General features: G+C 71.9%; 22 protein-coding genes. 1 reads left to right on the plus strand and 21 read right to left on the minus strand.

What is annotated here, in order from left to right; translation table 11 throughout:
• Positions 1–77: 77 nt before the first annotated feature.
• From C8K30_RS01235 to rpsB, 7 genes are all read right to left on the minus strand, one after another.
• Positions 78–620: a DivIVA domain-containing protein gene (locus tag C8K30_RS01235; RefSeq protein WP_108491075.1), complete on the minus strand. Its 543-nt coding sequence runs from the start codon at positions 618–620 to the stop codon at positions 78–80.
• Positions 621–625: 5 nt separating this feature from the next.
• Complete coding sequence (gene rlmN / locus C8K30_RS01240) at positions 626–1,720, minus strand: 23S rRNA (adenine(2503)-C(2))-methyltransferase RlmN (RefSeq protein WP_233256979.1); 1,095 nt, start codon at positions 1,718–1,720, stop codon at positions 626–628.
• A 65-nt stretch (positions 1,721–1,785) separates the two neighbouring features.
• Positions 1,786–2,622: a phosphatidate cytidylyltransferase gene (locus C8K30_RS01245; RefSeq protein WP_233256908.1), complete on the minus strand. Its 837-nt coding sequence runs from the start codon at positions 2,620–2,622 to the stop codon at positions 1,786–1,788.
• Between the two features lie 50 nt (positions 2,623–2,672).
• Positions 2,673–3,230, minus strand: coding sequence for a ribosome recycling factor (gene frr / locus C8K30_RS01250; RefSeq protein ID WP_108491844.1), 558 nt, complete (start codon positions 3,228–3,230; stop codon positions 2,673–2,675).
• 124 nt (positions 3,231–3,354) lie between these two features.
• Complete coding sequence (pyrH, locus tag C8K30_RS01255; protein WP_108491078.1) at positions 3,355–4,110, minus strand: UMP kinase; 756 nt, start codon at positions 4,108–4,110, stop codon at positions 3,355–3,357.
• A gap of 285 nt (positions 4,111–4,395) precedes the next feature.
• Entirely contained in the window at positions 4,396–5,235 is an 840-nt protein-coding gene (tsf, locus tag C8K30_RS01260; RefSeq protein ID WP_108491079.1) for a translation elongation factor Ts, read from the minus strand.
• Positions 5,236–5,341: 106 nt separating this feature from the next.
• Positions 5,342–6,313 (minus strand): 30S ribosomal protein S2, encoded by a 972-nt coding sequence (gene rpsB / locus C8K30_RS01265; protein WP_108491080.1) that lies wholly within the window; start codon positions 6,311–6,313, stop codon positions 5,342–5,344.
• A gap of 479 nt (positions 6,314–6,792) precedes the next feature.
• On the opposite strand from rpsB, the gene C8K30_RS31120 reads away from it, so the two are divergent.
• Complete coding sequence (locus tag C8K30_RS31120; RefSeq protein ID WP_233256909.1) at positions 6,793–7,563, plus strand: M23 family metallopeptidase; 771 nt, start codon at positions 6,793–6,795, stop codon at positions 7,561–7,563.
• Positions 7,564–7,747: 184 nt separating this feature from the next.
• On the opposite strand, the gene C8K30_RS01275 is transcribed toward C8K30_RS31120, so the two are convergent.
• The 14 genes from C8K30_RS01275 to ffh form a co-directional block, all read right to left on the minus strand.
• Positions 7,748–8,701 (minus strand): tyrosine recombinase XerC, encoded by a 954-nt coding sequence (locus C8K30_RS01275; RefSeq protein WP_233256910.1) that lies wholly within the window; start codon positions 8,699–8,701, stop codon positions 7,748–7,750.
• 203 nt (positions 8,702–8,904) lie between these two features.
• Positions 8,905–10,365: a DNA-processing protein DprA gene (gene dprA / locus C8K30_RS01280; protein WP_233256911.1), complete on the minus strand. Its 1,461-nt coding sequence runs from the start codon at positions 10,363–10,365 to the stop codon at positions 8,905–8,907.
• On the minus strand, positions 10,358–11,905 hold the full coding sequence (locus C8K30_RS01290; protein WP_108491081.1) for a YifB family Mg chelatase-like AAA ATPase: 1,548 nt from the start codon (positions 11,903–11,905) through the stop codon (positions 10,358–10,360). The genes dprA and C8K30_RS01290 overlap by 8 nt, the downstream gene beginning before the upstream one ends.
• Positions 11,905–12,336: a YraN family protein gene (locus C8K30_RS01295; RefSeq protein ID WP_108491848.1), complete on the minus strand. Its 432-nt coding sequence runs from the start codon at positions 12,334–12,336 to the stop codon at positions 11,905–11,907. Before C8K30_RS01295 ends, C8K30_RS01290 begins: the two co-directional genes overlap by 1 nt.
• Positions 12,337–12,537: 201 nt before the next feature.
• Positions 12,538–12,837, minus strand: a complete 300-nt coding sequence (locus C8K30_RS01300) for a DUF2469 domain-containing protein (RefSeq protein ID WP_020016858.1) — start codon at positions 12,835–12,837, stop codon at positions 12,538–12,540.
• Between the two features lie 7 nt (positions 12,838–12,844).
• Positions 12,845–13,537 carry a ribonuclease HII gene (locus tag C8K30_RS01305; protein ID WP_108491082.1) on the minus strand — a complete coding sequence of 231 codons (693 nt, stop codon included), beginning with the start codon at positions 13,535–13,537 and terminating at the stop codon, positions 12,845–12,847.
• Positions 13,538–13,541: 4 nt separating this feature from the next.
• Positions 13,542–14,300 carry a signal peptidase I gene (gene lepB, locus C8K30_RS01310; protein ID WP_369939334.1) on the minus strand — a complete coding sequence of 253 codons (759 nt, stop codon included), beginning with the start codon at positions 14,298–14,300 and terminating at the stop codon, positions 13,542–13,544.
• Positions 14,301–14,525: 225 nt separating this feature from the next.
• A complete protein-coding gene (rplS, locus tag C8K30_RS01315) occupies positions 14,526–14,873 on the minus strand; it encodes a 50S ribosomal protein L19 (protein ID WP_108491084.1) in 348 nt (115 codons plus the stop codon).
• Between the two features lie 285 nt (positions 14,874–15,158).
• Positions 15,159–15,947: a tRNA (guanosine(37)-N1)-methyltransferase TrmD gene (trmD, locus tag C8K30_RS01320; RefSeq protein WP_108491849.1), complete on the minus strand. Its 789-nt coding sequence runs from the start codon at positions 15,945–15,947 to the stop codon at positions 15,159–15,161.
• 1 nt (position 15,948) lies between these two features.
• Entirely contained in the window at positions 15,949–16,497 is a 549-nt protein-coding gene (gene rimM, locus C8K30_RS01325) for a ribosome maturation factor RimM (protein ID WP_108491085.1), read from the minus strand.
• A 124-nt stretch (positions 16,498–16,621) separates the two neighbouring features.
• Positions 16,622–16,861 (minus strand): RNA-binding protein, encoded by a 240-nt coding sequence (locus tag C8K30_RS01330; RefSeq protein WP_108491086.1) that lies wholly within the window; start codon positions 16,859–16,861, stop codon positions 16,622–16,624.
• Positions 16,861–17,286, minus strand: coding sequence for a 30S ribosomal protein S16 (gene rpsP, locus C8K30_RS01335; protein WP_108491087.1), 426 nt, complete (start codon positions 17,284–17,286; stop codon positions 16,861–16,863). The genes C8K30_RS01330 and rpsP overlap by 1 nt, the downstream gene beginning before the upstream one ends.
• A 192-nt stretch (positions 17,287–17,478) precedes the next feature.
• Complete coding sequence (locus tag C8K30_RS01340; protein ID WP_108491088.1) at positions 17,479–18,600, minus strand: amidohydrolase family protein; 1,122 nt, start codon at positions 18,598–18,600, stop codon at positions 17,479–17,481.
• 117 nt (positions 18,601–18,717) lie between these two features.
• The gene (gene ffh / locus C8K30_RS01345; protein ID WP_108491850.1) at positions 18,718–20,358 is read right to left on the minus strand and encodes a signal recognition particle protein; all 1,641 of its coding nucleotides are present in this window, start codon (positions 20,356–20,358) and stop codon (positions 18,718–18,720) included.
• Between the last annotated feature and the right edge of the window lie 19 nt (positions 20,359–20,377).

Raw genomic sequence — 20,377 nt, forward strand, 5'->3', positions numbered from 1 at the left:
GATAGAACTGAGGTCGAGGCGCTGGTCAGCGCCCCGACTCCCGCTCTACTTCGCCCTGGTTCTACTTCGGCACGGAGTCACTCGACCCCGAGCAGCACCTCCACCGCGCGGCTCAGGAATGCGTCCACCGAGGCCTCGTCGTAGGCCTCCGGGCCACGGGCCCGGCCGAACGTGGCCGACCGGATGTCACCGGCGGTCAGCGGCTCCTGGCGGTCGAAGTACCCGATGAGCCGGTCGCACAGGTCGTCGACGTCGTCCTTGTCGTAGCCCTGCGAGCCCCGGTCGGCGGGCGCGAACTTGTCGCCGTCGGGCCGGCCCAGCCGCCCGTACAGGGAACGCGCGCGCTCGGCGAGCGCGTTCATCCACGCCTGCTGGCCGTGCGCGGCCGCGTACTCCGCGCGCTGCCTGGCGATGAACGCCGCCTCGAGCCGGTCGAGCGCCGCATCTACCTCGTGGGTGTTGTACCCGCCGCGGGTCAGGTCGAAGGTCGACGCCTGGATGTCGGCACTCGTCAACCGGTCCGCAGTACGTCCCTCGTACGCCTGGCGGGCATGCTCGAAGAACTCGTCGACCTCGTCCTTGTCATATCCGGTACGCATCTTGGGAACGCTGTTGAACATCCCACTCACTCGTCGTCCTCCTCCGCCGCCAGCTGCCCGCAGGCCCCGTCGATATCGCTCCCGCGAGTATCACGGATCGTGGTCGGGATCCCGTGACCGCGCAATCGTGCCACAAACTCGTCCTCGACATCCCGGTCGCTCGCGGTCCAGATCGAGCCGGGGGTCGGGTTGAGCGGGATCGGGTTCACGTGCACCCACCCGCGACCGCGCGCGTTGAGCTTCTCGCCCAGCAGGTCCGCGCGCCATGCGTGGTCGTTCATGTCCTTGATCAGCGCGTACTCGATGGACACGCGACGCCCGGTGACCTCGAAGTACTTCCGTGCCGTGTCCAGCGTCTCGTCCACGCTCCAGCGCGTGTTGATCGGCACCAGCTCGGAGCGCAGGTCGTCGTCGGGCGCGTGCAGCGACAGCGCGAGCGTCACCGGGATGCCCTCCTTGGTGAGCTTCTGCATGGCCGGGACCAGGCCGACCGTCGAGACGGTGATGTTGCGGGCCGACATGCCGAAGCCCTCCGGCTGCGGCGCCACCAGCGTCCGCACCGTCTCGATCACAGCCTTGTAGTTGGCCAGCGGCTCGCCCATACCCATGAACACCAGGTTGTTCAGCCGGGTGACGCCGCCGGGGATCTCGCCCTCGGCGAGCGAGCGGAACGCGGCGCGGACCTGCTCCAGGATCTCCGCCGTCGACAGGTTGCGGGTCAGGCCCAGCTGGCCCGTTGCACAGAACGGGCAGGCCATGCCGCAGCCGGCCTGGCTGGAGACGCACAGCGTGGTGCGCTGCGGGTAGCGCATCAGGACTGACTCGACCTTGGCCTCGTCGAACAGGTGCCACAGCGTCTTGACCGTGGTGCCGCCGTCTGCCTCCAGCTTGCGCGTGGGGCGCATCAGCTGCGGGAACATCGTGGCGGCGAGGGCCTCCCGGGACTTTGCCGGGAGGTCCGTCATCTGCGCCGCGTCGCTCGTGAAGTGCGTGAAGTAGTGCGTCGCGAGCTGCTTGGCCCGGAACGCCGGCTCCCCCGCCTCGACGACGGAGGCCACGCGCTCCTCGGGAGAGAGGTCCGCGAAGTGCTTCGGCGGCTTGCCGCGGCGCTTCGGCGCCATCTGCAGCGGGATCGCAGGAGTCTCGTCCGACGGCCGGACGGTCGGCTGGGCGAGGGAAGTTTTCATCAGGCAACCACCGAGAGCACAAGATAGACGAAGGGCGCTGTGATCAGCATCGAGTCGAGACGGTCCAGCACGCCCCCGTGCCCCGGGAGCAATGAGCCCATGTCCTTCAATTCTAGGTCACGCTTCAGGAGCGATTCCGCGAGATCGCCCACAGTCGCAGTGATGGCGGTCATGACCCCGAGCGCGACGCCGAGCACTGGGCTCTCGCCCAGCCCGTACACCGCTCCGAGCACGCCCACCGCCGTGGCCAGCACTATCGAGCCGACCAGGCCCTCCCACGACTTCTTGGGGCTCACCGTCGGCGCCAGCGGGTGCCGGCCCAGCATGACGCCTGCGATGTAGCCGCCGGTGTCGTTGGCGACCGCCAGGAGGACGAACAGCACCACGCGGATCTCGCCGTCGGGCTGCGACAGGATGAGCACCACGAAGCCGGCCAGGAACGGGAGATAGGCGGCGGCGAAGACGGCCGCCGCGGAGTCCCGCACGGCGCCGAGGCCGGAGCCGTCGAGCGCCCGCCAGACCACCGTCGCGGCGACCGTCAGCACGAAGGCGACGAAGAGCGCCTCCGGGCCGCCCCGGTACGCGGAGATGACTATGCCCGCTGCCCCGACGAACAGCGGGACCATGGGCAGGTGCAGGGCGCGGCGCGCGAACGCCTGACGCAGCTCCCAGAGCCCCGCCCACATGAGGACGACCACGAACAGGACGAACGGTTCGGGTCGCCAGTACAGCGACGTGCCGACGATGGCGAGCATGCCGAGGCCGACGAGGATCGCGGCGGGCAGGTTACGGCCGGCGCGCGACTCCTTCGCGGCAGGTGCGGGTTCCAGGCTCACGTCGGTGTGCGCATTGTCTCGCTCTGTTCTGTCTAGAGGCGGTGCGGACATCAGACCTCGAGCAGCTCGCTCTCCTTGCTGGAGAGCAGCTGGTCGATGACATCGACGTGGCTCTTGGTGAGCTTGTCCAGCTCCTTCTCCGCGCGCACGACCTCGTCCTCGCCGGCCTCGCCGTCCTTGACGATGCGGTCCAGCGTCTCCTTGGCCTTGCGCCGGATGTTGCGCACCGAGACGCGCGAGTCCTCGGCCTTCGACTTGGCGAGCTTCACGTAGTCGCGACGGCGCTCCTCGGTGAGCGAGGGCAGCACGATGCGGACGACGTTGCCGTCGGTCGCAGGGTTAACGCCCAGGTCCGAGTCGCGCAGCGCCTTCTCGACAGCGGGCAGCGAGGTCTTGTCGAACGGGGCGACCATGACCGTGCGCGCGTCCGGGATGTTGAACGACGCCAGCTGCTGCAGCGGCGTGGGCGCGCCGTAGTAGTCGACGGTGATCTTGCTGAACATCCCCGCGTTGGCGCGACCGGTGCGGATACCCGCGAAGTCCTCCTTGGCGACCTCGATCGCCTTCTCCATCTTTTCCTCGGCTTCGAGGAGGGTCTCGTCGATCACCACTGCTCCTTCATTCGTCTACGGGTGGTGCCGGGGCCACTCTACGGACACTTGGCCCGGCTATCTAAAGGATCGCGCGTTTCCCGGGACTCGCCGGGTCACGCGGGGGTCAGCGCAGGGCGGGTCAGCGGGTGGTGATCAGCGTGCCGATCGGCTCGCCCGCAAGCGCGCGGGTGACGTTGCCCTCGCCCTCCATGCCGAAGACCCGCATCTGGACGTCGTTGTCGCGGCACATGGCCAGCGCCGTGTCGTCCATGACGCCGAGCCGGTTCACGAGCGCGTCGGTGTAGGTCAGGTGGTCGAGCTTCTTCGCGTCCGGGTTGCGGCGCGGGTCGGAGTCGTACACGCCGTCGACCCCGTTCTTGCCCATGACCACCTGCTCGCAGCCGGTCTCCAGGGCACGCTGCACCGCCACGGTGTCGGTCGAGAAGTACGGCATGCCGGCTCCCGCGCCGAAGATGACCACGCGGCCCTTCTCCAGGTGCCGGATCGCGCGCAGCGGGATGTACGGCTCGGCGACCTGGCCCATCGTGATGGCGGTCTGCACCCGCGTCTTGACGCCCGCCTGCTCCAGGAAGTCCTGCAGGGCGAGGCAGTTCATGACCGTGCCGAGCATGCCCATGTAGTCCGCGCGGGCCCGGTCCATGCCGGCCACGCTCAGCTCGGCGCCGCGGAAGAAGTTCCCGCCGCCGACGACGATCGCCACCTGCACGCCGTCGCGGACGGCCACGCCGATCTCCTTGGCCATGCGCCGGACGACGTCGGCATCGAGCCCGACGCTCCCGCCGCCGAACGCCTCGCCCGACAGCTTCAGGAGGACGCGCCGGGCCGGCTTGCCCTCTGCGTCCACCGCGAAGTTCTGGGTCGCCTCGTCGCTCACTGGTCCGTCACCCTTCGATCGTCACTGCCGGGACACTGGCCCTCCCGGAATACTGCCCGACTCGCGGGCAACGCACCTCTGCTCCGGGGCAGAGGCGTCCGGGCCGGCCTCGAGACCCCTGGTGCGAGGTGGAGCCGACCGGGCTCTACACCGCACCGAAAGTATCGAAGCCGCGCCGCGCTCCTGGGGGAGCGTGGCGTGCGAGCCGCCCCGTCGGACGGAACCGGCCCGCGTATGCGTCGGCCCGGCCCGCGCCGAAGCGCGAGCCGGGCCGTACAAGCTGCGTCAGGAACCGACGCGGAAACGCACGAACGCGGTCAGGGAGCCGTTCACGGCGGCGATGTGCTTGCCGACCGTGGTCTTCGGGTCCTTGGCCAGCGGCTGGTCGATCAGGGCGACCTCCTTGAAGAAGCCGTTCAGCCGACCCTCGACGATCTTGGGCAGCGCCGCCTCCGGCTTGCCCTCGTTCTTCGAGGTCTCCAGAGCGATCGCCCGCTCCTTCTCGACGACGTCCGCCGGGACGTCCTCACGCGTGAGGTACTTCGGGGCCATCGCCGCGACGTGCTGCGCGATGTCCTTGGCGACAGCCTCGCCCGCCTCGTCGGTGACGACGAGGACACCGATCGACGGCGGCAGGTCCTTGGCCGTCTTGTGCAGGTAGGTCGTGACCTTGAGGCCCTCGACGCGTGCGACGCGGCGCAGGACGATCTTCTCGCCCAGCGTCGCACCCTGTGCGGCGATGAGGTCGGCGACGGTGCCCTCCGCGGCGGGGGCGGACGCGGCCGCGACCTCGTCGGTTGCACCGGCGGCCGCAGCGGCCTCCAGGACGGCCTCGGCCAGAGCGATGAACTTCTCGTTCTTGACGACGAAGTCCGTCTCTGCGTTCAGCTCGATCATCGTGGCGGCCTGGCCGGCCGCGGTGTCCTCGACCTTGACGGCGACGAGGCCCTCGGACGTGGCGTTGCCCTCGCGCTTGGCGGCGCGGGCCAGGCCCTTGGTGCGGATGATCTCGATGGCCTTCTCGGCGTCGCCGTCGGCCGCGTCCAGGGCCTTCTTGACGTCGAGCATGCCGGCGCCGGTCCGCTCACGCAGCGCCTTGATGTCAGCGGCGGTGTAGTTCGCCATTGTTCTGGTCCTCCGTACAGTCGTGTTGTTCGTGGGAGGTCATGCGACCTTCAGAAGCGGCGCGCCGGCCGGGTCGACGCGATGCGAACCCGGCCGGCGCAGTGCGTCACTTCTCGGTCTCGGCCTCGGCGGCCTCCGGAGCGACCTCAGCGGCAGCCTCGGGGGCTGCGGCCGGAGCGGCCTCGGCGACCTCCGCGGCCTCGATGACCTCGGCGGGAGCTGCCGGGGTCGCGGCCGCGGCAGCCTCGGCGGCGGCCTCGGTGACGGTGCCCTCGGCGGACTCGGCCGGGGTCTCGACGGTGCCCTCGGCGCCGGCCAGGAGCTCGCGCTCCCACTCGGCCAGGGGCTCGGCGGCGGCCTCGGCCTCGGCACCGGTCTTGTTGCCCGAGTGGCGCTGCATGAGGCCCTCGGCCGCGGCGTCCGCGATCACGCGGGTGAGCAGCGTGACGGAGCGGATCGCGTCGTCGTTGCCCGGGATCGCGTAGTCGACCATGTCGGGGTCGCAGTTGGTGTCGAGGATCGCCACGACGGGGATGCCCAGCTTGCGGGCCTCGTCCACCGCGAGGTGCTCCTTGTTCGTGTCGACGATCCAGACGGCCGAGGGAACCTTGGCCATGTCACGGATACCGCCGAGGGTGCGCGCGAGCTTGTCCTTCTCGCGGCGCAGCACCAGGAGCTCCTTCTTCGTGAGGCCCGAGGCCGCCACGTCGTCGAAGTCGATCTCCTCGAGCTCCTTCATCCGCTGAAGGCGCTTGTGCACGGTGGTGAAGTTCGTGAGCATGCCACCGAGCCAGCGGTGGTTCACGTACGGCATCCCGACGCGGGCGGCCTGCTCGGCCACCGGCTCCTGTGCCTGCTTCTTGGTGCCGACGAAGAGGATCGAACCGCCGTGGGCGACCGTCTCCTTGACGAAGTCGTAGGCGGTGTCGATGAAGTGCAGCGACTGCTGCAGGTCGACGATGTAGATGCCGTTGCGCTCCGTGAAGATGAACCGCTTCATCTTCGGGTTCCAACGGCGGGTCTGGTGTCCGAAGTGGACACCGCTCTCGAGGAGCTGGCGCATGGACACGACGGCCATGACACGTCCTTTCGGTGCGGTCCGGGATCGACCCGGGAGCTCCGCACGCATTTCAGGCGACACCAAGCTCAAAGCCCGGGCCGCGGTTCGGTTGCCGGCACCTCCGCTGTGAAGGTGCCCCTGGCGCCACGCCGTGCCGACGCCGACCCTTGGGCCGGACCACTGCCGGACGCGACTTGATGTGACGCGCGATGTCGACCAGGCGCCTCCCTGGGGAACGCATGCCGGTCGCGGGTTGAAGTCTACCCGACCTGCCCCTGCGGCGAGGACCCACGCGCTGCGCCGCGACTGTGATGTCGCACGCTCCCGCTGAGGCCGCTGTCCGGGCCGGATTCTGGGACTCGTCGCGCCACCCGGGAGACCCTCGCAACGGCGGCAGCAGGCAGCGAGCGCGACCACAGGAGGGACTTGAGCGTATCTGTGCACAGGTGGGCTTCCGACGCCTGACGGCGCCGTGCGCTCGGGGCGATGCTCATGGCATGACGACCCTCCCGAACCGCTCCCCCGGCCGAGCCCTCCGCCGAGCCTCGGGCCCGGCCGCTCGCCGGGCCGCTCGCCCGGCGGCACGCCCGGCCCTTCGCCCGGCCCCCGACCTCGGCCGAATCTCGACGACCGTGGTCATAATCGCGCTGCTCACCGTCGTGCTCGTCACCCTGGCGGCGACCGCGCCCGCCGCCGCGGTGCGCTCCGGGCCCGACGTCGCCGTCCGTGCGGGTGTCGACGTCCGGCTCGTCTCGGACGACGGCGGCGGCCAACTTGTCTCGGACGGCGGCGCCCAGTCCCCGTGGACCGATGCCCCCGGGACCGGTTACGTGCCGCCGGTCCCCGGGGTGGACCCGCCGTCCGGCGTGGTGCGCATGTTCGACCCGCCCGAGAAGGAGTGGGGCGCGGGACATCGCGGCGTGGACCTGACCGCCCCGAAGGGCTCGCGCGTGCTGTCCCCCGGTCCGGGTGTCGTGACGTTCGTCGGACAGGTCGCACGGCGCGGGGTCGTGGTGGTCACCCATCCCGACGGGCTGCGTACGAGCCTGGAGCCGGTCGCCGCATCCGTGCCGGTCGGGGCGGCAGTCGCCGCGGGTTCGGTGATCGGCGTCGTCGAGGGCGGAACCGGCGATCCAGCCGACGGCGCGACGCCGAACCACTGCGCGCCCCAATCCTGCGTGCACTGGGGAGTGCGACGGGGCGAGCGCTACATCGACCCGCTGTCCCTGCTGGACCGCCCGCCGATCGTGCTGCTGCCGGACCGCTGACACGGCCCGATCAGGAGGCTCGATCGGCCACTCCGCCGTCGAACCGCAACCTAGAAGTCCACTGGACGACCCGAGCTGCAACTTGCGTGTCAATCGGCCGCCGGATGGACGGGTACCTTGCGATTCGGCCGCCGGGCCCCCGGCCACTCCAGCTGGGCGGTGGAGGGGTTTGGCGGCTCGGGGGTCAGGCGCGGGGGAATGCCTGGGCGTAGACGCTGCGCAGGCGCTCGGCGTCCACGTGGGTGTAGCGCTGGGTGGTCGCGAGGTTCGCGTGGCCCAGCACCTCCTGCACGGCCCGCAGGTCGGAGCCGCCCTGGAGCAGGTGGGTCGCGGCGGAGTGCCGTAGTGCGTGCGGCGCGATGTCGTCGACCCCGGCCTGGGCCGCGAGGCGGTGCACGGCCTCGCGCACCTGGCGCTGGCCCCAGCGTCCGCCGCGCTCTCCCACGAGAAAGGCGTCGCCGGTGGTGGCTGTCATGAACGCGGGCCGGCCGTCGGTCAGCCAGGCGTCCACCGAGCGCGCCGCCGGGATGCCGAACGGGACCACCCGCTCCTTGCCGCCCTTGCCGAGCACCCGCACGAGCCGGTCTCGCGAGTCGACGTGCCCGACGTCGACCGACACCAGCTCACCCACGCGGATTCCCGCGCCGTACAGCAGCTCCGCGGCGACCCACGACCGCAGGGCCGCCGGCCGGGCCGCCTCGTCGGCGTCGTCCGCGGCCGCTCGCGCGCCGTCGAGCAGGCGACTGGCCGCGTCCACGTCGAGCACGGTGGGCAGGGTGCGCGGCACCTTGGGGCTCGCGAGGCGGGCCGAGGGGTCGACGGGCACCAGCCCGGAGCGGTGCGCCCAGCGCAGGAACGCGCGAGCGGAGGCACCCCGGCGGGCGAGCGTGGAGCGCGCGAGCCCTCGCTCCGACTGGGACGCGAGCCACCCGCGAAGCAGCGTGAGGTCGATCGCGTCGAGACGCGTGCTGCCGTGCCGCATCGCGTACCGGAGAAGGTCGGTCACGTCGGCCACGTAGGCACGCCGAGTGTGGGCGGAGTGCCCGCGCTGCGCGTGGAGGTAGCTGGCGAACCGGGACACGGCGCCGGAAAACTGCTCGGGCAGCCGAGGCAAGCCGGACAGGTCGGTAAGGTCCACGTTTGCCAGTGTGCCGCTCGCCTCCCGCGCGGTGAAGAAGGCGCGCCGCCCAGCTACGCTCGCGCGGCAGCGTCGGCAAGCTCGTGCTCGACCCCGCCGGCTGACCAGCAAGCTCGCTAGCGGTGCGGCCGCCGCGCCAACCCGGTCGGTGGCGCGCGCCAACGGTCAGGACGTGCACCACCGATCAGTGCGCGCACCACCGGTCAGCGCCTGCGCCAGCCGCCGTCCTTCTGCTCGGCGAGGCCCATCAGCTCCAGCAGCCCGAGCGCACCCGTCGCGTCGCCGAGCGCGAGCCCTGCGGCACGGGCGATCGACCGTTCGTGCGCCGGCTTCCGGACGGGCAGGGCGTCGAGCACCGCCTTGCCCGCCGCGTCGAGGTCGTCGCCGAGCCTCGTCTCGCCCCTCCGCTGCGGCGCTGTCTCGCCCATGTCCCCGGCCAGCTCGGCGGCCTCGGCGGCGTCGGTGACACACACGGCGGCACCGCTGCGTAGCAGCTCGTGGCAGCCGGCGGAGGCCATCGACGTGACCGGGCCCGGCACCGCACCCAGCGGGCGCAGCAGCGACACCGCGTGGTTGGCCGTGGACAGCGCGCCGGAACGCAACGCTGCCTCGACCACTACCGTGCCCGCCGTGAACGAGGCGATCAGCCGGTTCCGCTTGAGGAACCGCTGCTTGCCCGGCACCGACCCGGGCGGCACCTCGCTCACCAGGGCGCCCTGCTCGATGGTCCGCCGCAGCAGGTCGGTGTTGCTCGCGGGGTAGAGCCGGTCGACTCCGCCCGCCAGGAACGCCACGGTCCGCGTCCCCGATACCAGTGCGCCCCGGTGCGCCTCCGCGTCGATCCCGTTGGCGCCGCCGGAGACGACGGTGAACCCGCGGTCGGCCAGCCCGCACGCCAGGGCCCGCGTCACGCGGATGCCGTAGTCGGTGCAGGCGCGCGAGCCCACAAGGGACACCGAGCGCGCCGCCAGCCGGGCCAGGTCAGGGTCACCGCGCACCCACAGCGACAGGGGCGCGGTGGCACCGAGCTCGGCGAGCGCCGTCGGCCAGCGTGGGTCGTCCGGGGTCAGGAACGTGCCGCCGTATCGGGCAAGCACAGCGAGCTCACCCTCGGGATCGAGCCGTTCGAGCCGGGGCGCCCAGCGCCGCACGGCGGCGACCACCAGGCCGGCGGCGCGTGCCCCGAAGGCTGATGGCCCCTCGGCGGCCGGCCCGAGCACGTGGCCCGGCGCGTCGGTCCGGCGGGCCGTACCCCAGTCCGCGCCGAAGCCGGAACCCGAACCAGAACCCGAGCCCGAACCCGAGCCAGGGCCAGGGCCAGGGCCAGGGCCAGGGCCAGGGCCAACGCCAGTGCCAGTGCCAGTGCCAGCGCCAGCGCCAGCGCCACGCCCGGAGCCAACACCCGAGCCCACACCCCGACCCGCCCCTGAAGCCGGCACGCCACCGCCGCCGATCCGCCGGAGCGCGGCACCGGCCCGCTCGGGCGCCCGAGCAGCGTCGACCAGCCAGTCGAGCGCACCGACGGGCCCGAGATGCCCCACCAGCGCGCCGGCCACCGGATCCCCGGGCTCGGCGATCCGGCTCCAAGCGGCCCGCGCCAGCACCGGGTCCTCCGGGTCGAAGCTCAGGGCCGTGCGGGGTAGCTCGAAGAGCGACTCAGCCATGGTTGCCTCCCGTACGCAGCAGCAGCGCGTTCCCGACGTCGGCCCCGGTGGGCGATCCGCGCCCCGCGAGATCTGCGATGGTCCAGGCGATCCGTAGCACCCGGTCCACGCCGCGCAGGCTGAGCCGGCCGTCGGTCATCGCCCGCTCGATCGGGTCGAGCAGACCGGGGCGCGGCCTGAGCAGGTCGCGCAGGAACCGCCCCGGCATCTCCGCGTTGGTCGACCACGGTGTGTCGACCAGCCGGGCCCGCGCGGCCTCACGCGCGGCGAGCACCCGGCCGGCCACGACCGACGTCGGCTCGGACGTGCCCTCCATCCGCTCGACCCGGTCGACCGGCTGGACCTCCACCTGCACGTCCACCCGGTCCAGCAGCGGTCCGGACAGCCGCGCGAAGTAGCGGCGCCGCGCAGCGGGCGAGCACGTGCACTCCAGCCCCTTGCCGATGGCGAGCCCGCACGGGCACGGGTTGGCCGCCATGACGAGCTGGAACCGGGCCGGGTAGCGCGCCGCGCCGCCCGACCGGTGGATCACCAGCTCGCCCTGTTCCAGCGGCTGGCGCAGCGTCTCCAAAACCTTGCTTCCGAATTCTGGCGCTTCGTCCAGAAAGAGAACTCCGCGGTGCGCCCGCGACACCGCCCCCGGGCGCGGCACACCGGACCCGCCGCCCACCACCGCCGCCTGCGTGGCGGTGTGGTGCGGGTCCTCGAACGGGGGCCGACGGATCAGTCCCCCGCCCGGGTCGAACGTACCCGCGACGGAGTGCACGGCGGTGACCTCGACGGCCTCCCGGTCGGTGAGATCGGGGAGGATCCCCGGCAGGCGGGAGGCCAGCATCGTCTTGCCCGCACCCGGCGGGCCGACGAGCAGCAGGTGGTGACCGCCGGCGGCCGCCACCTCCAGGGCCGCGCGCGGGCGCTCCTGTCCCACGACGTCGGCCAGGTCGCCCGGGAGGCGCGCGGGCAGCGCGGAGCGGGTCGGCTGCACGGCCACCACCTCGCGCACCAGCTCCGGCGGGCCGCCGTGCAGCGCCACCACCTCGGCCAGGCTCGCCGCGCCCACGACCCGGGCGCCCGGCACCAGCCGCGCCTCGTCGAGGTCGCCGGCCGCCACCACGACGTCCGGGTATCCCGCGTCCACGGCCGCCGCGACCGTCGGCAGCACGCCGCGTACCGGCTGGATGCGCCCGTCGAGCCCGAGCTCGCCCAGGTGCACCACCCGGTCCAGGCCCACCCTGCTCAGCCCTGCCGACGCCGGCCCCTCGGCCCCCGCGAGGATCGCCACCGCGATAGCGAGGTCGTACGCGCTGCCCTGCTTGCGCAGCGAGGCCGGCGACAGGTTCACGGTGATCTTCTTGACCGGCCACGGCAGCCCCGTGGAGGTCACCGCCGCCCGCACCCGATCGCGTGACTCGCTCAGGGCGGCGTCCGGCAGCCCCACCAGCGTGAACCCCGGGACCGACGCCGCCAGGTGCGCCTGCACCTCCACCACGTGCCCCTGCATCCCGACGAGCGACACCGCTCGCGTGGTCGCTATCCCCATCAGGCCACCGCCTCGAGGTGCTCGACGACGGCGGGCCCCTGCTCCTGCAGCGTCACCGCCACCACGTCGATGCGGATCGCGCCGAAGCGCGTGCGCACGTCCGGCAGCACCGGCACCGGGCTGCCCGACGCCGTCTCCTCCCGCAGCCGCGCCGCGGCCAGGCGCTCCCGGAAGACGGTGAGCCACTGCCCCGTCAGCCGCTTGATGCGCGCCAGCTTGCGCGGCGTGACCGCCTCCGCGGGATGCCCGAAGCCCAGGCTCGACCGCGTCTTGACCTCGACCACCACCAGCACGTCGCCGTCGAGCGCGACGATGTCGAGCTCTCCGTCCTTGCCGCGCCAGTTGGTGTCGAGCACCTGCCAGCCACGTGCCTCCACGTGCCGCAGGGCTACCCGCTCGCCGTACCGGCCCACGCCGTCTTTCTTCGCCATCGCGTCCACCTCCGTGACCAGCCTTGGTCACGAAGGGGCCCGCCGACGGCGCCGCCGGCTCACCTGTGCACGGATCGACGATCCACAGGCCCGGCGTCGCGCACGAACCGTTGGAATCTCGCCGAGAGGGTCTGTGCCGACCCTCAGGTAATTTCAGCCCGACTGTGTACGCCTACGCCCGGCCCAGCCGGAAGGACGGCGTCAGAGCGCCAGCTCGGCCTTCGCCAGCTCCTCGACGTTCACGTCCTTGAACGTCACCACGCGCACCGACTTCACGAAACGCGCCGAGCGGTAGACGTCCCACACCCAGGCATCGCCGAGCCGCAGCTCGAAGTACACCTCGCCCGCGGCGGACCGCACCTGCAGGTCCACCTGGTTGGCCAGGTAGAACCGGCGTTCGGTCTCCACCACATAGGCGAACAGGCCCACCACGTCGCGGTACTCGCGATAGAGCGCTAGCTCCATCTCCGTCTCGTAGTTCTCGAGGTCTTCGGCGCTCACGACGACATCATCCCACCGACGCCGGGGTTCCGGGCAGGTTCCAGGACCTGCGGTGCTGTGGCGTGGGCCCGTGCAGCCCGAGGGCGTCCATGTGCGCCTTCGCGCTGTAGCCCTTGTTCTGGTCCCACGCGTACTCCGGGTGCCGCTGCGCCAGCTCGACCAGGATCGCGTCGCGCTCCACCTTGGCCAGTACGCTGGCGGCGGCCACGGACGTGCAGGTCATGTCGGCCTTGATCAGCGTCCGCACCGCGGGCTCCGGGGCTCCGTCGCCGGGGGCGGCGTCCGCTGCCTCGAACAGGTCGAGCGCCGGGGTCGAGAGCCAGTTGTGCTTGCCGTCCAGCACGACGACGTCGACGTCGCCGCACACCAGCCGCACCTGCGCGAGCGCGCGCCGTCCGGCCAGCCGGAGCGCGGCGATGATGCCGTGCTCGTCGATCTCGGCCGGGCCCGCGTGGCCCACACCCCAGGCCACGGCCCAGCGCCGCACGGCGGGCGCGATCGCCTCGCGCGCGTTCGGCGTCAGCAGCTTCGAGTCGGCCACGCCCTTGGGCCCGGTGCGCGTGGCGGCGTCGACCACCACGACGCCCACGCTGACGGGGCCCGCGAGGGCCCCGCGCCCCACCTCGTCCATCCCCGCCACGAGGCGGGCGCCGGAGGCGAGGAGAGCCCGTTCCTGTCGCAGCGTGGGCACCTTGCGCACCGCCCTACTTCCCCGCTGGAGGCGAGTCGGGGACCGCACCGAAGACGTCGTCCGGACGGCTGTGCCAGTCCAGCCGGTCCAGCGGCCACACGGTGGCGAACGCCGTGCCCACGACGTTCTCGACGGGCACGAACCCGCCGCCCGGCTTGCCACGGTTGTACCGCGAGTCCTGCGAGTTCTGGCGGTTGTCACCCATGACCCACAGCATGTCCTCGGGCACCGTGACCTCGAACGGGTCCTGGCTCGGGATCGACCCGGGCTTGATGTACGTCTCGTCGATCGGTGTGCCGTTCACCGACACGCGTCCCTCGGCGTCGCAGCACACGACCTTGTCACCAGGCAGGCCGATCAGGCGCTTGATGAGGTGGTCGCCGGTGTCCTGCGGCAGCAGGCCCACCGTCGTCAGGAACGACACCGCCGCGTCGCCGACCGGGCCACGCTCCGGCGGCATGTAGGGCGGCAGCCAGTCGCCCGGGTCCACGAAGACGACGATGTCCCCGCGCTCCAGGTCGAACGGGCCGGGCGTCAGGCGCGACGCCATGACGCGGTCGCCCTCCGTCAGCGTGTCCTCCATGGACGCGCTCGGGATGTAGAACGGCTGCACCAGCAGCGTCTTGATGAGCCACGACAGGATCAGCGCGCTGACCACGATGATCGCGATCTCCTTGAGCATCGCGAGGAAGCCCGACTGCTGCTTTCGCGGCTCACGACCGTGCGCGGCCCCACCCCGACGATGCGCCCCACCGTTTCCCCACGGATCCACTTCGCTCAAGGGCGTCCCATCGATAGGGGTGGGCGGAGCCACCCGGTCGAAACTCGTCACGAGGGTAACTCTGTCACCTTGGAGCGCCCGCTGCGAAATGGTCTGGCGGGCGAACACGGACCCCGTCGAATATCCGCACAGACCTGCGCGGGTACGGCGCCGGCCGCCGCCCTCGATGCGGAGGACGGCGGCCGGTGCCGCTTGCGTGCTGGAGCGCTCGGCGCCTCAGTTCTCGCGCTTCTCGCGGATCTTCGCCTTCTTGCCGCGCAGCTCGCGCAGGTAGTACAGCTTCGCACGACGCACGTCACCGCGGGTGACGAGCTCGATGGACTCGATGGTCGGCGCGTGCAGCGGGAACTTGCGCTCCACGCCCACCCCGAAGCTGACCTTGCGGACAGCGAACGTCTCGCCGATCCCGCCGCCGTGGCGGGAGATCACGACGCCCTGGAACGCCTGGACACGAGAGCGGTTGCCCTCGACGACCTTGACGTTGACCTTGACGGTGTCACCGGCACGGAACTCCGGGATGTCGGACCGCAGCGAGGCTGCGTCGATCATGTCGAGCTTCTGCATTGTTCTCTCCGGGCCTGCCACAGGTCAGACGCGAATCTCGTGGGCCCTGCCCCGGCCGGACGGCCGTCAGGGTCCCGAAAGGGTGTGGATGGCGGTGCGGCTTGACCCGGTCGGGGGCGGTTGCCCGCCCCGGTCGTCCCCTGTGGCAGAGACCTGACCGGCGACGCACCAGCGGCTCATTCTACCCACACGCATGTGCGGGCGGCACACGTGTGTGTGGGGACACACAAACGCCCAGGCCGACGCCCCGAGCGAGTCTGACCTCAGCCGGGCGCTCAAGCGCGCTCAGGCTCGCGTCAGCTTCCCGTCATCGCCCGGATCCGGCACCCAACCGAGCTCCGCGAGCAGCGCCAGGTCGTGCTTGTCCAGGCTCGCAACGGGGAGCGCGGCGATCATGTCCGGCCGCCGCTGCGCCGTCCGCTCCAGCGCGCGGTCCCGGCGCCAGCGCTCGATCTTCGCGTGGTGCCCCGACAGCAGCACCTCGGGGATCTCGAGGTCCGCCCACGACGGCGGCTTCGTGTACACCGGGTACTCCAGCAGCCCGGCGGCCCCGTGCGACTCCTCCACCAGCGAGTCCGGGTTGCCGACCATCCCGGGGATCAGCCGCGCCACGGCCTCGATCATGACGAGCGAGGCGACCTCACCGCCGTTGAGCACGTAGTCGCCGATCGACAGCTCGTGCACGGTGACGCCGGCGTCCCGGTAGTGCTCGGCGACACGCGCGTCGATCCCCTCGTACCGTCCGCACGCGAACACGAGCTGGTCGGCCGACGCGAGGCTCTCGGCGTGCCGCTGGGTGAACACCTCGCCCGACGGCGTCGGCACGATCAGGTGCGCGCCGGCGGCGCCATCCAGCACCTCGTCGATCGCCAGACCCCACACGTCCGGGCGCATGACCATGCCCGCTCCCCCGCCGAACGGGGTGTCGTCGACGGTGCGGTGCCGGTCGGTGGTCCAGTCGCGCAGGTCATGCACGCGCAGGTCCAGCAGGCCGCGCTGCCGCGCCTTGCCCACGAGCGACAGGTCGAGCACGGACAGGTAGTCCGGGAAGATCGAGACGACGTCGACGCGCACGTCAGTCGTCTTCCCGGTCGACGACGGCGGCGTCCGCGTCCCGCGCCAGCAGCCCACCGGGCGGGGTCAGCACCACGCGACCGCCCGCGACGTCGACCACCGGCACGATCGCCATGACGAACGGGACCAGCGTGCGGGCCGTCCCGCCGTCGGGCAGGCTCTCCTCGATCAGCAGCGCCTCGTGGGCCGGCTGGTACTCCAGGGTGACGACCTTGCCCACCACCGTGCCGTCGGTGAGCTCGACGCGCAGGCCCTCGAGCTCGTGCGGGTACCAGGCGTCCTCCTCGTCGGAGTCGCCCGCCTCGACCACAAGCTCGGTCCCCCGCAGCTCCTCCGCCGCGTTCCGGCCGGTGACCTCGGCGAACGTGACGAGCCACCGCCCCTGGTGCTCGCGCGAGTGCGTCACCGTCAGCGGCCCGACGCCGGCCGGCACGGTCTCGAGCCGCTCGCCGATCGCGAGCCGGGTCTCCGGGTCGTCCGTGCGCAGGTCGAGGGCAACCTCGCCCTTGAGCCCGTGCGCCTTGCTGACGCGGGCCACGGTGAGCTGCATGTCTCTCCTCGAAGATGAAGTGGGGGTCTCGACCGGCTCGACCAGCGGGTCCGGCCCCCCGGAGATGAGCAAGGCCCGGTCCGAGTTCGGACCGGGCCTCGTCGTCGTGCTGAGTACGGGACGCTCAGCGCCGGTCGACGTCCACGACGTCGACCCGCACCGGGCCCTCGGTGGCGAGCGCACCGATCACGGTGCGCAGAGCGCGCGCCGTGCGACCGCCCCGGCCGATGACTCGGCCGAGGTCGTCGGGGTGCACGCGGACCTCGAGCAGGTCACCACGGCGCAGCGTCTTCGCGGAGACGCGGACGTCTTCCGGGTTGTCCACGATGCCGCGCACCAGGTGCTCGAGGGCCTCCGAGAGCATCAGGCCTCGTCGCCCTCGGCCGGCGCAGCCGGAGCCTCGGCGGCGGCAGCGGCAGCCTTCTCGGCGGCCTTGGCCTTGGCCTTCTCGGCGTCGGCGTTCACGGCCTCGATAGCGGCGGCCGCGCCGGCCTTCTCGCCCTTGACCCGCAGGGTGCCCTCGGCACCCGGCAGGCCCTTGAACTTCTGCCAGTCACCGGTCACCTTGAGCAGGGCGGCGACCTGCTCGGTCGGCTGCGCGCCGACACCGAGCCAGTACTGTGCGCGCTCTGACTTGATCTCGATGAGCGACGGCTCCTCGGTCGGGTGGTACTTGCCGATCTCCTCGATCACGCGACCGTCGCGCTTGGTGCGCGAGTCGGCGACGACGACACGGTAGTACGGGGCCCGGATCTTGCCGAGGCGCTTGAGACGAATCTTGACAGCCACGAAGTGGTCTCTCCTGGTTCTGATGGGATGGTCCGAGCACCGCGACGTGGGGTGAAGCAGTGGGTGGGACCGAGACGCAGCCTGGCCGGGTGAGAGGGGCCCGGGCACGCCGAGTACCTGCATATTGTGCCAGACGGCGCGGGGCGCCACCAACCGCGTGTGCGTCACACCGCCCAGGGTCAGCGGGCGGGGTCAGCCGGCGGTCGGGTAGATCACGCCGCGCAGCACGACGGCGGTGGGGTGCCGCAGCACCTCGATGTCCTCGCGCGGGTCCGCCGGGTACACCACGAGGTCCGCGCTGGACCCCTCGACGACGGCCCCGAAGCCCAGGTAGTCGCGAGCGCGCCAGGACGCCATCGCCACGACCTCCGCCGCCGGGATCCCGGCGGCGACCAGCTCGACGCACTCGTCAGCGATGCGGCCGTGCGAGATGGTCCCGCCCGCGTCCGTCCCGACCAGGAGCCGCACACCTGCCTCGTACAGGTCACGCACCTGCTGGTACCGGCGCGCGTACATGGCGCGCATCCGCTCCGCGTACACCGGGTACTTGCCGTCGGCCTGGGCCGCGATGTTCTCGAACTGCCCCACCTGCAGCAGCGTGGGCGTGACGGCGATGCCCCGCTCGGCGGCCACGTCCATGTGGTCGGCCGTCATTCCGGTGCCGTGCTCGATGCAGTCCACCCCGGCCGCCAGCAGGCCGTCGATGGTCTCCGTCGCGAAGGCGTGCACCGTCACGCGCGCCGCCTCGGCGTGCGCCACGGCGACCGCCTCGGCGAGCACGTCGTCGGGCCACAGGGGACGCAGGTCGGCGTCGGCCCCGAGCGTGCGGTCGATCCAGTCGCCCACGAGCTTGACCCAGCCGTCGCCGCGGCGGGCCTGCGTGCGCACCGCCTGCGGGAGCTGGTCCGGGGACTCGAGCTCGAGCCCGTAGTTACGGAGGTACCGCTTGGGGAGCGCCAGGTGCATGCCCGCCCGCAGCAGGTGCGGCAGGTCGCCGCGCCGGTGCACCCACGCGGTGTCCAGCGGCGAGCCGGCATCGCGGATCAGCAGCACCCCGGCGTCGCGGTCCGCCACTGCCTGCTTCTCGGCCTCGTCCTCGGACACCGCGCCGTCGGCCGCGAGCCCGATGTGGCAGTGCACGTCGACCAGGCCGGGCACCGCCCAGCCCTCCAGCACCTGCATGTTGGTGCCCTGCGCCGACGGGCGGGTCAGGCTGACGCGACCACCGCGGACCCAGATCTCCTCGGCCTCGCGGTCGTCACCCAGCAGGATGCGTCCGCGGATCGCCGCGGTCGGACCTCCCAGCGCAGACATCCGGCTCCCTCGCTCTCCCGACTCACCCTGTGGACTCGCCCTGCCCCGGCGGACATCGCCGGTCCACGCCCCGGCCGACCACCGGTCGGCCCCGCAAGCCGGCCCCGCCGGCCGACCTCACCGCCCCAGGAACTTCTCCAGGCCCGGCGGCAGCTCGATGCTGCTCAGGTCCGGCGCCTCGTCGTTCTTCTTCGGGGCCATACCGAACGCCGACCCGGCGGGCGCGGCCGGCGCGGCGGCGGGTCCACCGCCCAGGGCGCGCTGCATGGCTTCCTTCTCCTGCTGGGCCCGCTTGGCCGGGTTCCCGGACTTGCCCTTCTTGCCCTTCTTCGGCGGCTGCGTCTTGCCACGGGACTTCTTGCCCATACCCATACCGGGGCCGCCGGGCATCATGGGCATCCCGCCGGGGCCCATGCCGCCGCCCTTGGACATCTGCCGCATCATCTTCTGGGCGTTCTCGAACCGCTCCAGGAGCTGGTTGATGGCCGTCGTCGTGGTGCCGGAGCCCTTGGCGATACGGGCCCGGCGCGAGCCGTTGATGATCTTCGGGTTGTCGCGCTCGGTCGGCGTCATCGAGTGGATGATCGCCTCGATGCGACCCACCTCGCGCTCGTCGAACTGGTCGAGCTGGTCGCGCATCTGGGCCATGCCCGGCATCATGCCGAGCATCTTCTTCATCGAGCCCATGTTCTTCAGCTGCTGCATCTGCACCAGGAAGTCGGCCAGCGTGAAGTCCTGGCCGCTGGCCAGCTTCTGCGCCATCTTCTCGGCCTCGCCGGCGTCGAACGCCTTCTCGGCCTGCTCGATGAGGGTGAGCACGTCACCCATGTCGAGGATGCGGCTCGCCATGCGGTCGGGGTGGAAGACCTCGAAGTCCGTCAGCTTCTCGCCCGTGGACGCGAACATGATGGGCCGGCCGGTGACCTTGGCTACCGAGAGCGCGGCACCACCGCGGGCGTCACCGTCCAGCTTCGAGAGCACCACGCCGGTGAAGTCGACGCCGTCGGCGAAGGCCTTGGCGGTGTTCACCGCGTCCTGGCCGATCATCGCGTCGATGACGAACAGGACCTCGTCCGGGTTCACCGCGGCGCGAATGTCCGACGCCTGCCGCATCAGCACCTCGTCGATGCCGAGGCGGCCCGCGGTGTCCACGATCACGACGTCGTGCTGGCGCTCCTTGGCGTACGCGACGCCGTCCCGGGCGACGCCGACCGGGTCGCCGATCAGGGGCGCGTCGGCCGCGGGGTCGTCCGCCTCCGACGTGTTGCCCGGGTGCGGCGCGAAGACCGGGACGCCGGCGCGCTCGGCCACCACGGACAGCTGGGTCACCGCGTTGGGGCGCTGCAGGTCGGCGGCGACCAGCACCGGCGTGTGGCCCTGCCCCTTCAGGGCGTGCGCGAGCTTTCCGGCCAGCGTCGTCTTACCGGCACCCTGCAGACCCGCGAGCATGATGACCGTTGGCGGAGTCTTGGCCAGCGTGAGCGGGCGCGTCGCCCCGCCGAGGATGTCGACGAGCTCCTCGTTGACGATCTTGACGACCTGCTGCGCCGGGTTCAGCGCACCCGAGACCTCGGACGACAGCGCGCGCTCGCGCACCGCGCCGGTGAACTCGCGCACCACGGGTACCGCGACGTCGGCGTCGAGGAGGGCGCGGCGGATCTCCCGCACGGTCGCGTCGATGTCCGCCTCGGAGAGACGGCCCCGCGTGCGCAGGTTCTTGAACGTCGAGGTAAGCCGGTCGGACAGGGAATTGAACACGGGCACAGCCTAATCGAGA

The organism is Promicromonospora sp. AC04, assembly GCF_003058225.1.
Lineage (GTDB): Bacteria > Actinomycetota > Actinomycetes > Actinomycetales > Cellulomonadaceae > Promicromonospora.

What these genes read in the sequence shown, in the direction of transcription:
- C8K30_RS01295 (WP_108491848.1), bottom strand. Translation starts at nt 12,336, where the DNA reads ATGGCGAAGAAAGACGGCGTGGGCCGGTACGGCGAGCGGGTAGCCCTG.
- rplS (WP_108491084.1), bottom strand. Translation starts at nt 14,873, where the DNA reads ATGCAGAAGCTCGACATGATCGACGCAGCCTCGCTGCGGTCCGACATC.
- C8K30_RS31120 (WP_233256909.1), top strand. Translation starts at nt 6,793, where the DNA reads ATGACGACCCTCCCGAACCGCTCCCCCGGCCGAGCCCTCCGCCGAGCC.
- C8K30_RS01235 (WP_108491075.1), bottom strand. Translation starts at nt 620, where the DNA reads ATGTTCAACAGCGTTCCCAAGATGCGTACCGGATATGACAAGGACGAG.
- dprA (WP_233256911.1), bottom strand. Translation starts at nt 10,365, where the DNA reads ATGGCTGAGTCGCTCTTCGAGCTACCCCGCACGGCCCTGAGCTTCGAC.
- C8K30_RS01290 (WP_108491081.1), bottom strand. Translation starts at nt 11,905, where the DNA reads ATGGGGATAGCGACCACGCGAGCGGTGTCGCTCGTCGGGATGCAGGGG.
- C8K30_RS01340 (WP_108491088.1), bottom strand. Translation starts at nt 18,600, where the DNA reads ATGTCTGCGCTGGGAGGTCCGACCGCGGCGATCCGCGGACGCATCCTG.
- C8K30_RS01330 (WP_108491086.1), bottom strand. Translation starts at nt 16,861, where the DNA reads ATGCTCTCGGAGGCCCTCGAGCACCTGGTGCGCGGCATCGTGGACAAC.
- rpsB (WP_108491080.1), bottom strand. Translation starts at nt 6,313, where the DNA reads ATGGCCGTCGTGTCCATGCGCCAGCTCCTCGAGAGCGGTGTCCACTTC.
- rimM (WP_108491085.1), bottom strand. Translation starts at nt 16,497, where the DNA reads ATGCAGCTCACCGTGGCCCGCGTCAGCAAGGCGCACGGGCTCAAGGGC.
- rlmN (WP_233256979.1), bottom strand. Translation starts at nt 1,720, where the DNA reads ATGGCGCCGAAGCGCCGCGGCAAGCCGCCGAAGCACTTCGCGGACCTC.
- tsf (WP_108491079.1), bottom strand. Translation starts at nt 5,235, where the DNA reads ATGGCGAACTACACCGCCGCTGACATCAAGGCGCTGCGTGAGCGGACC.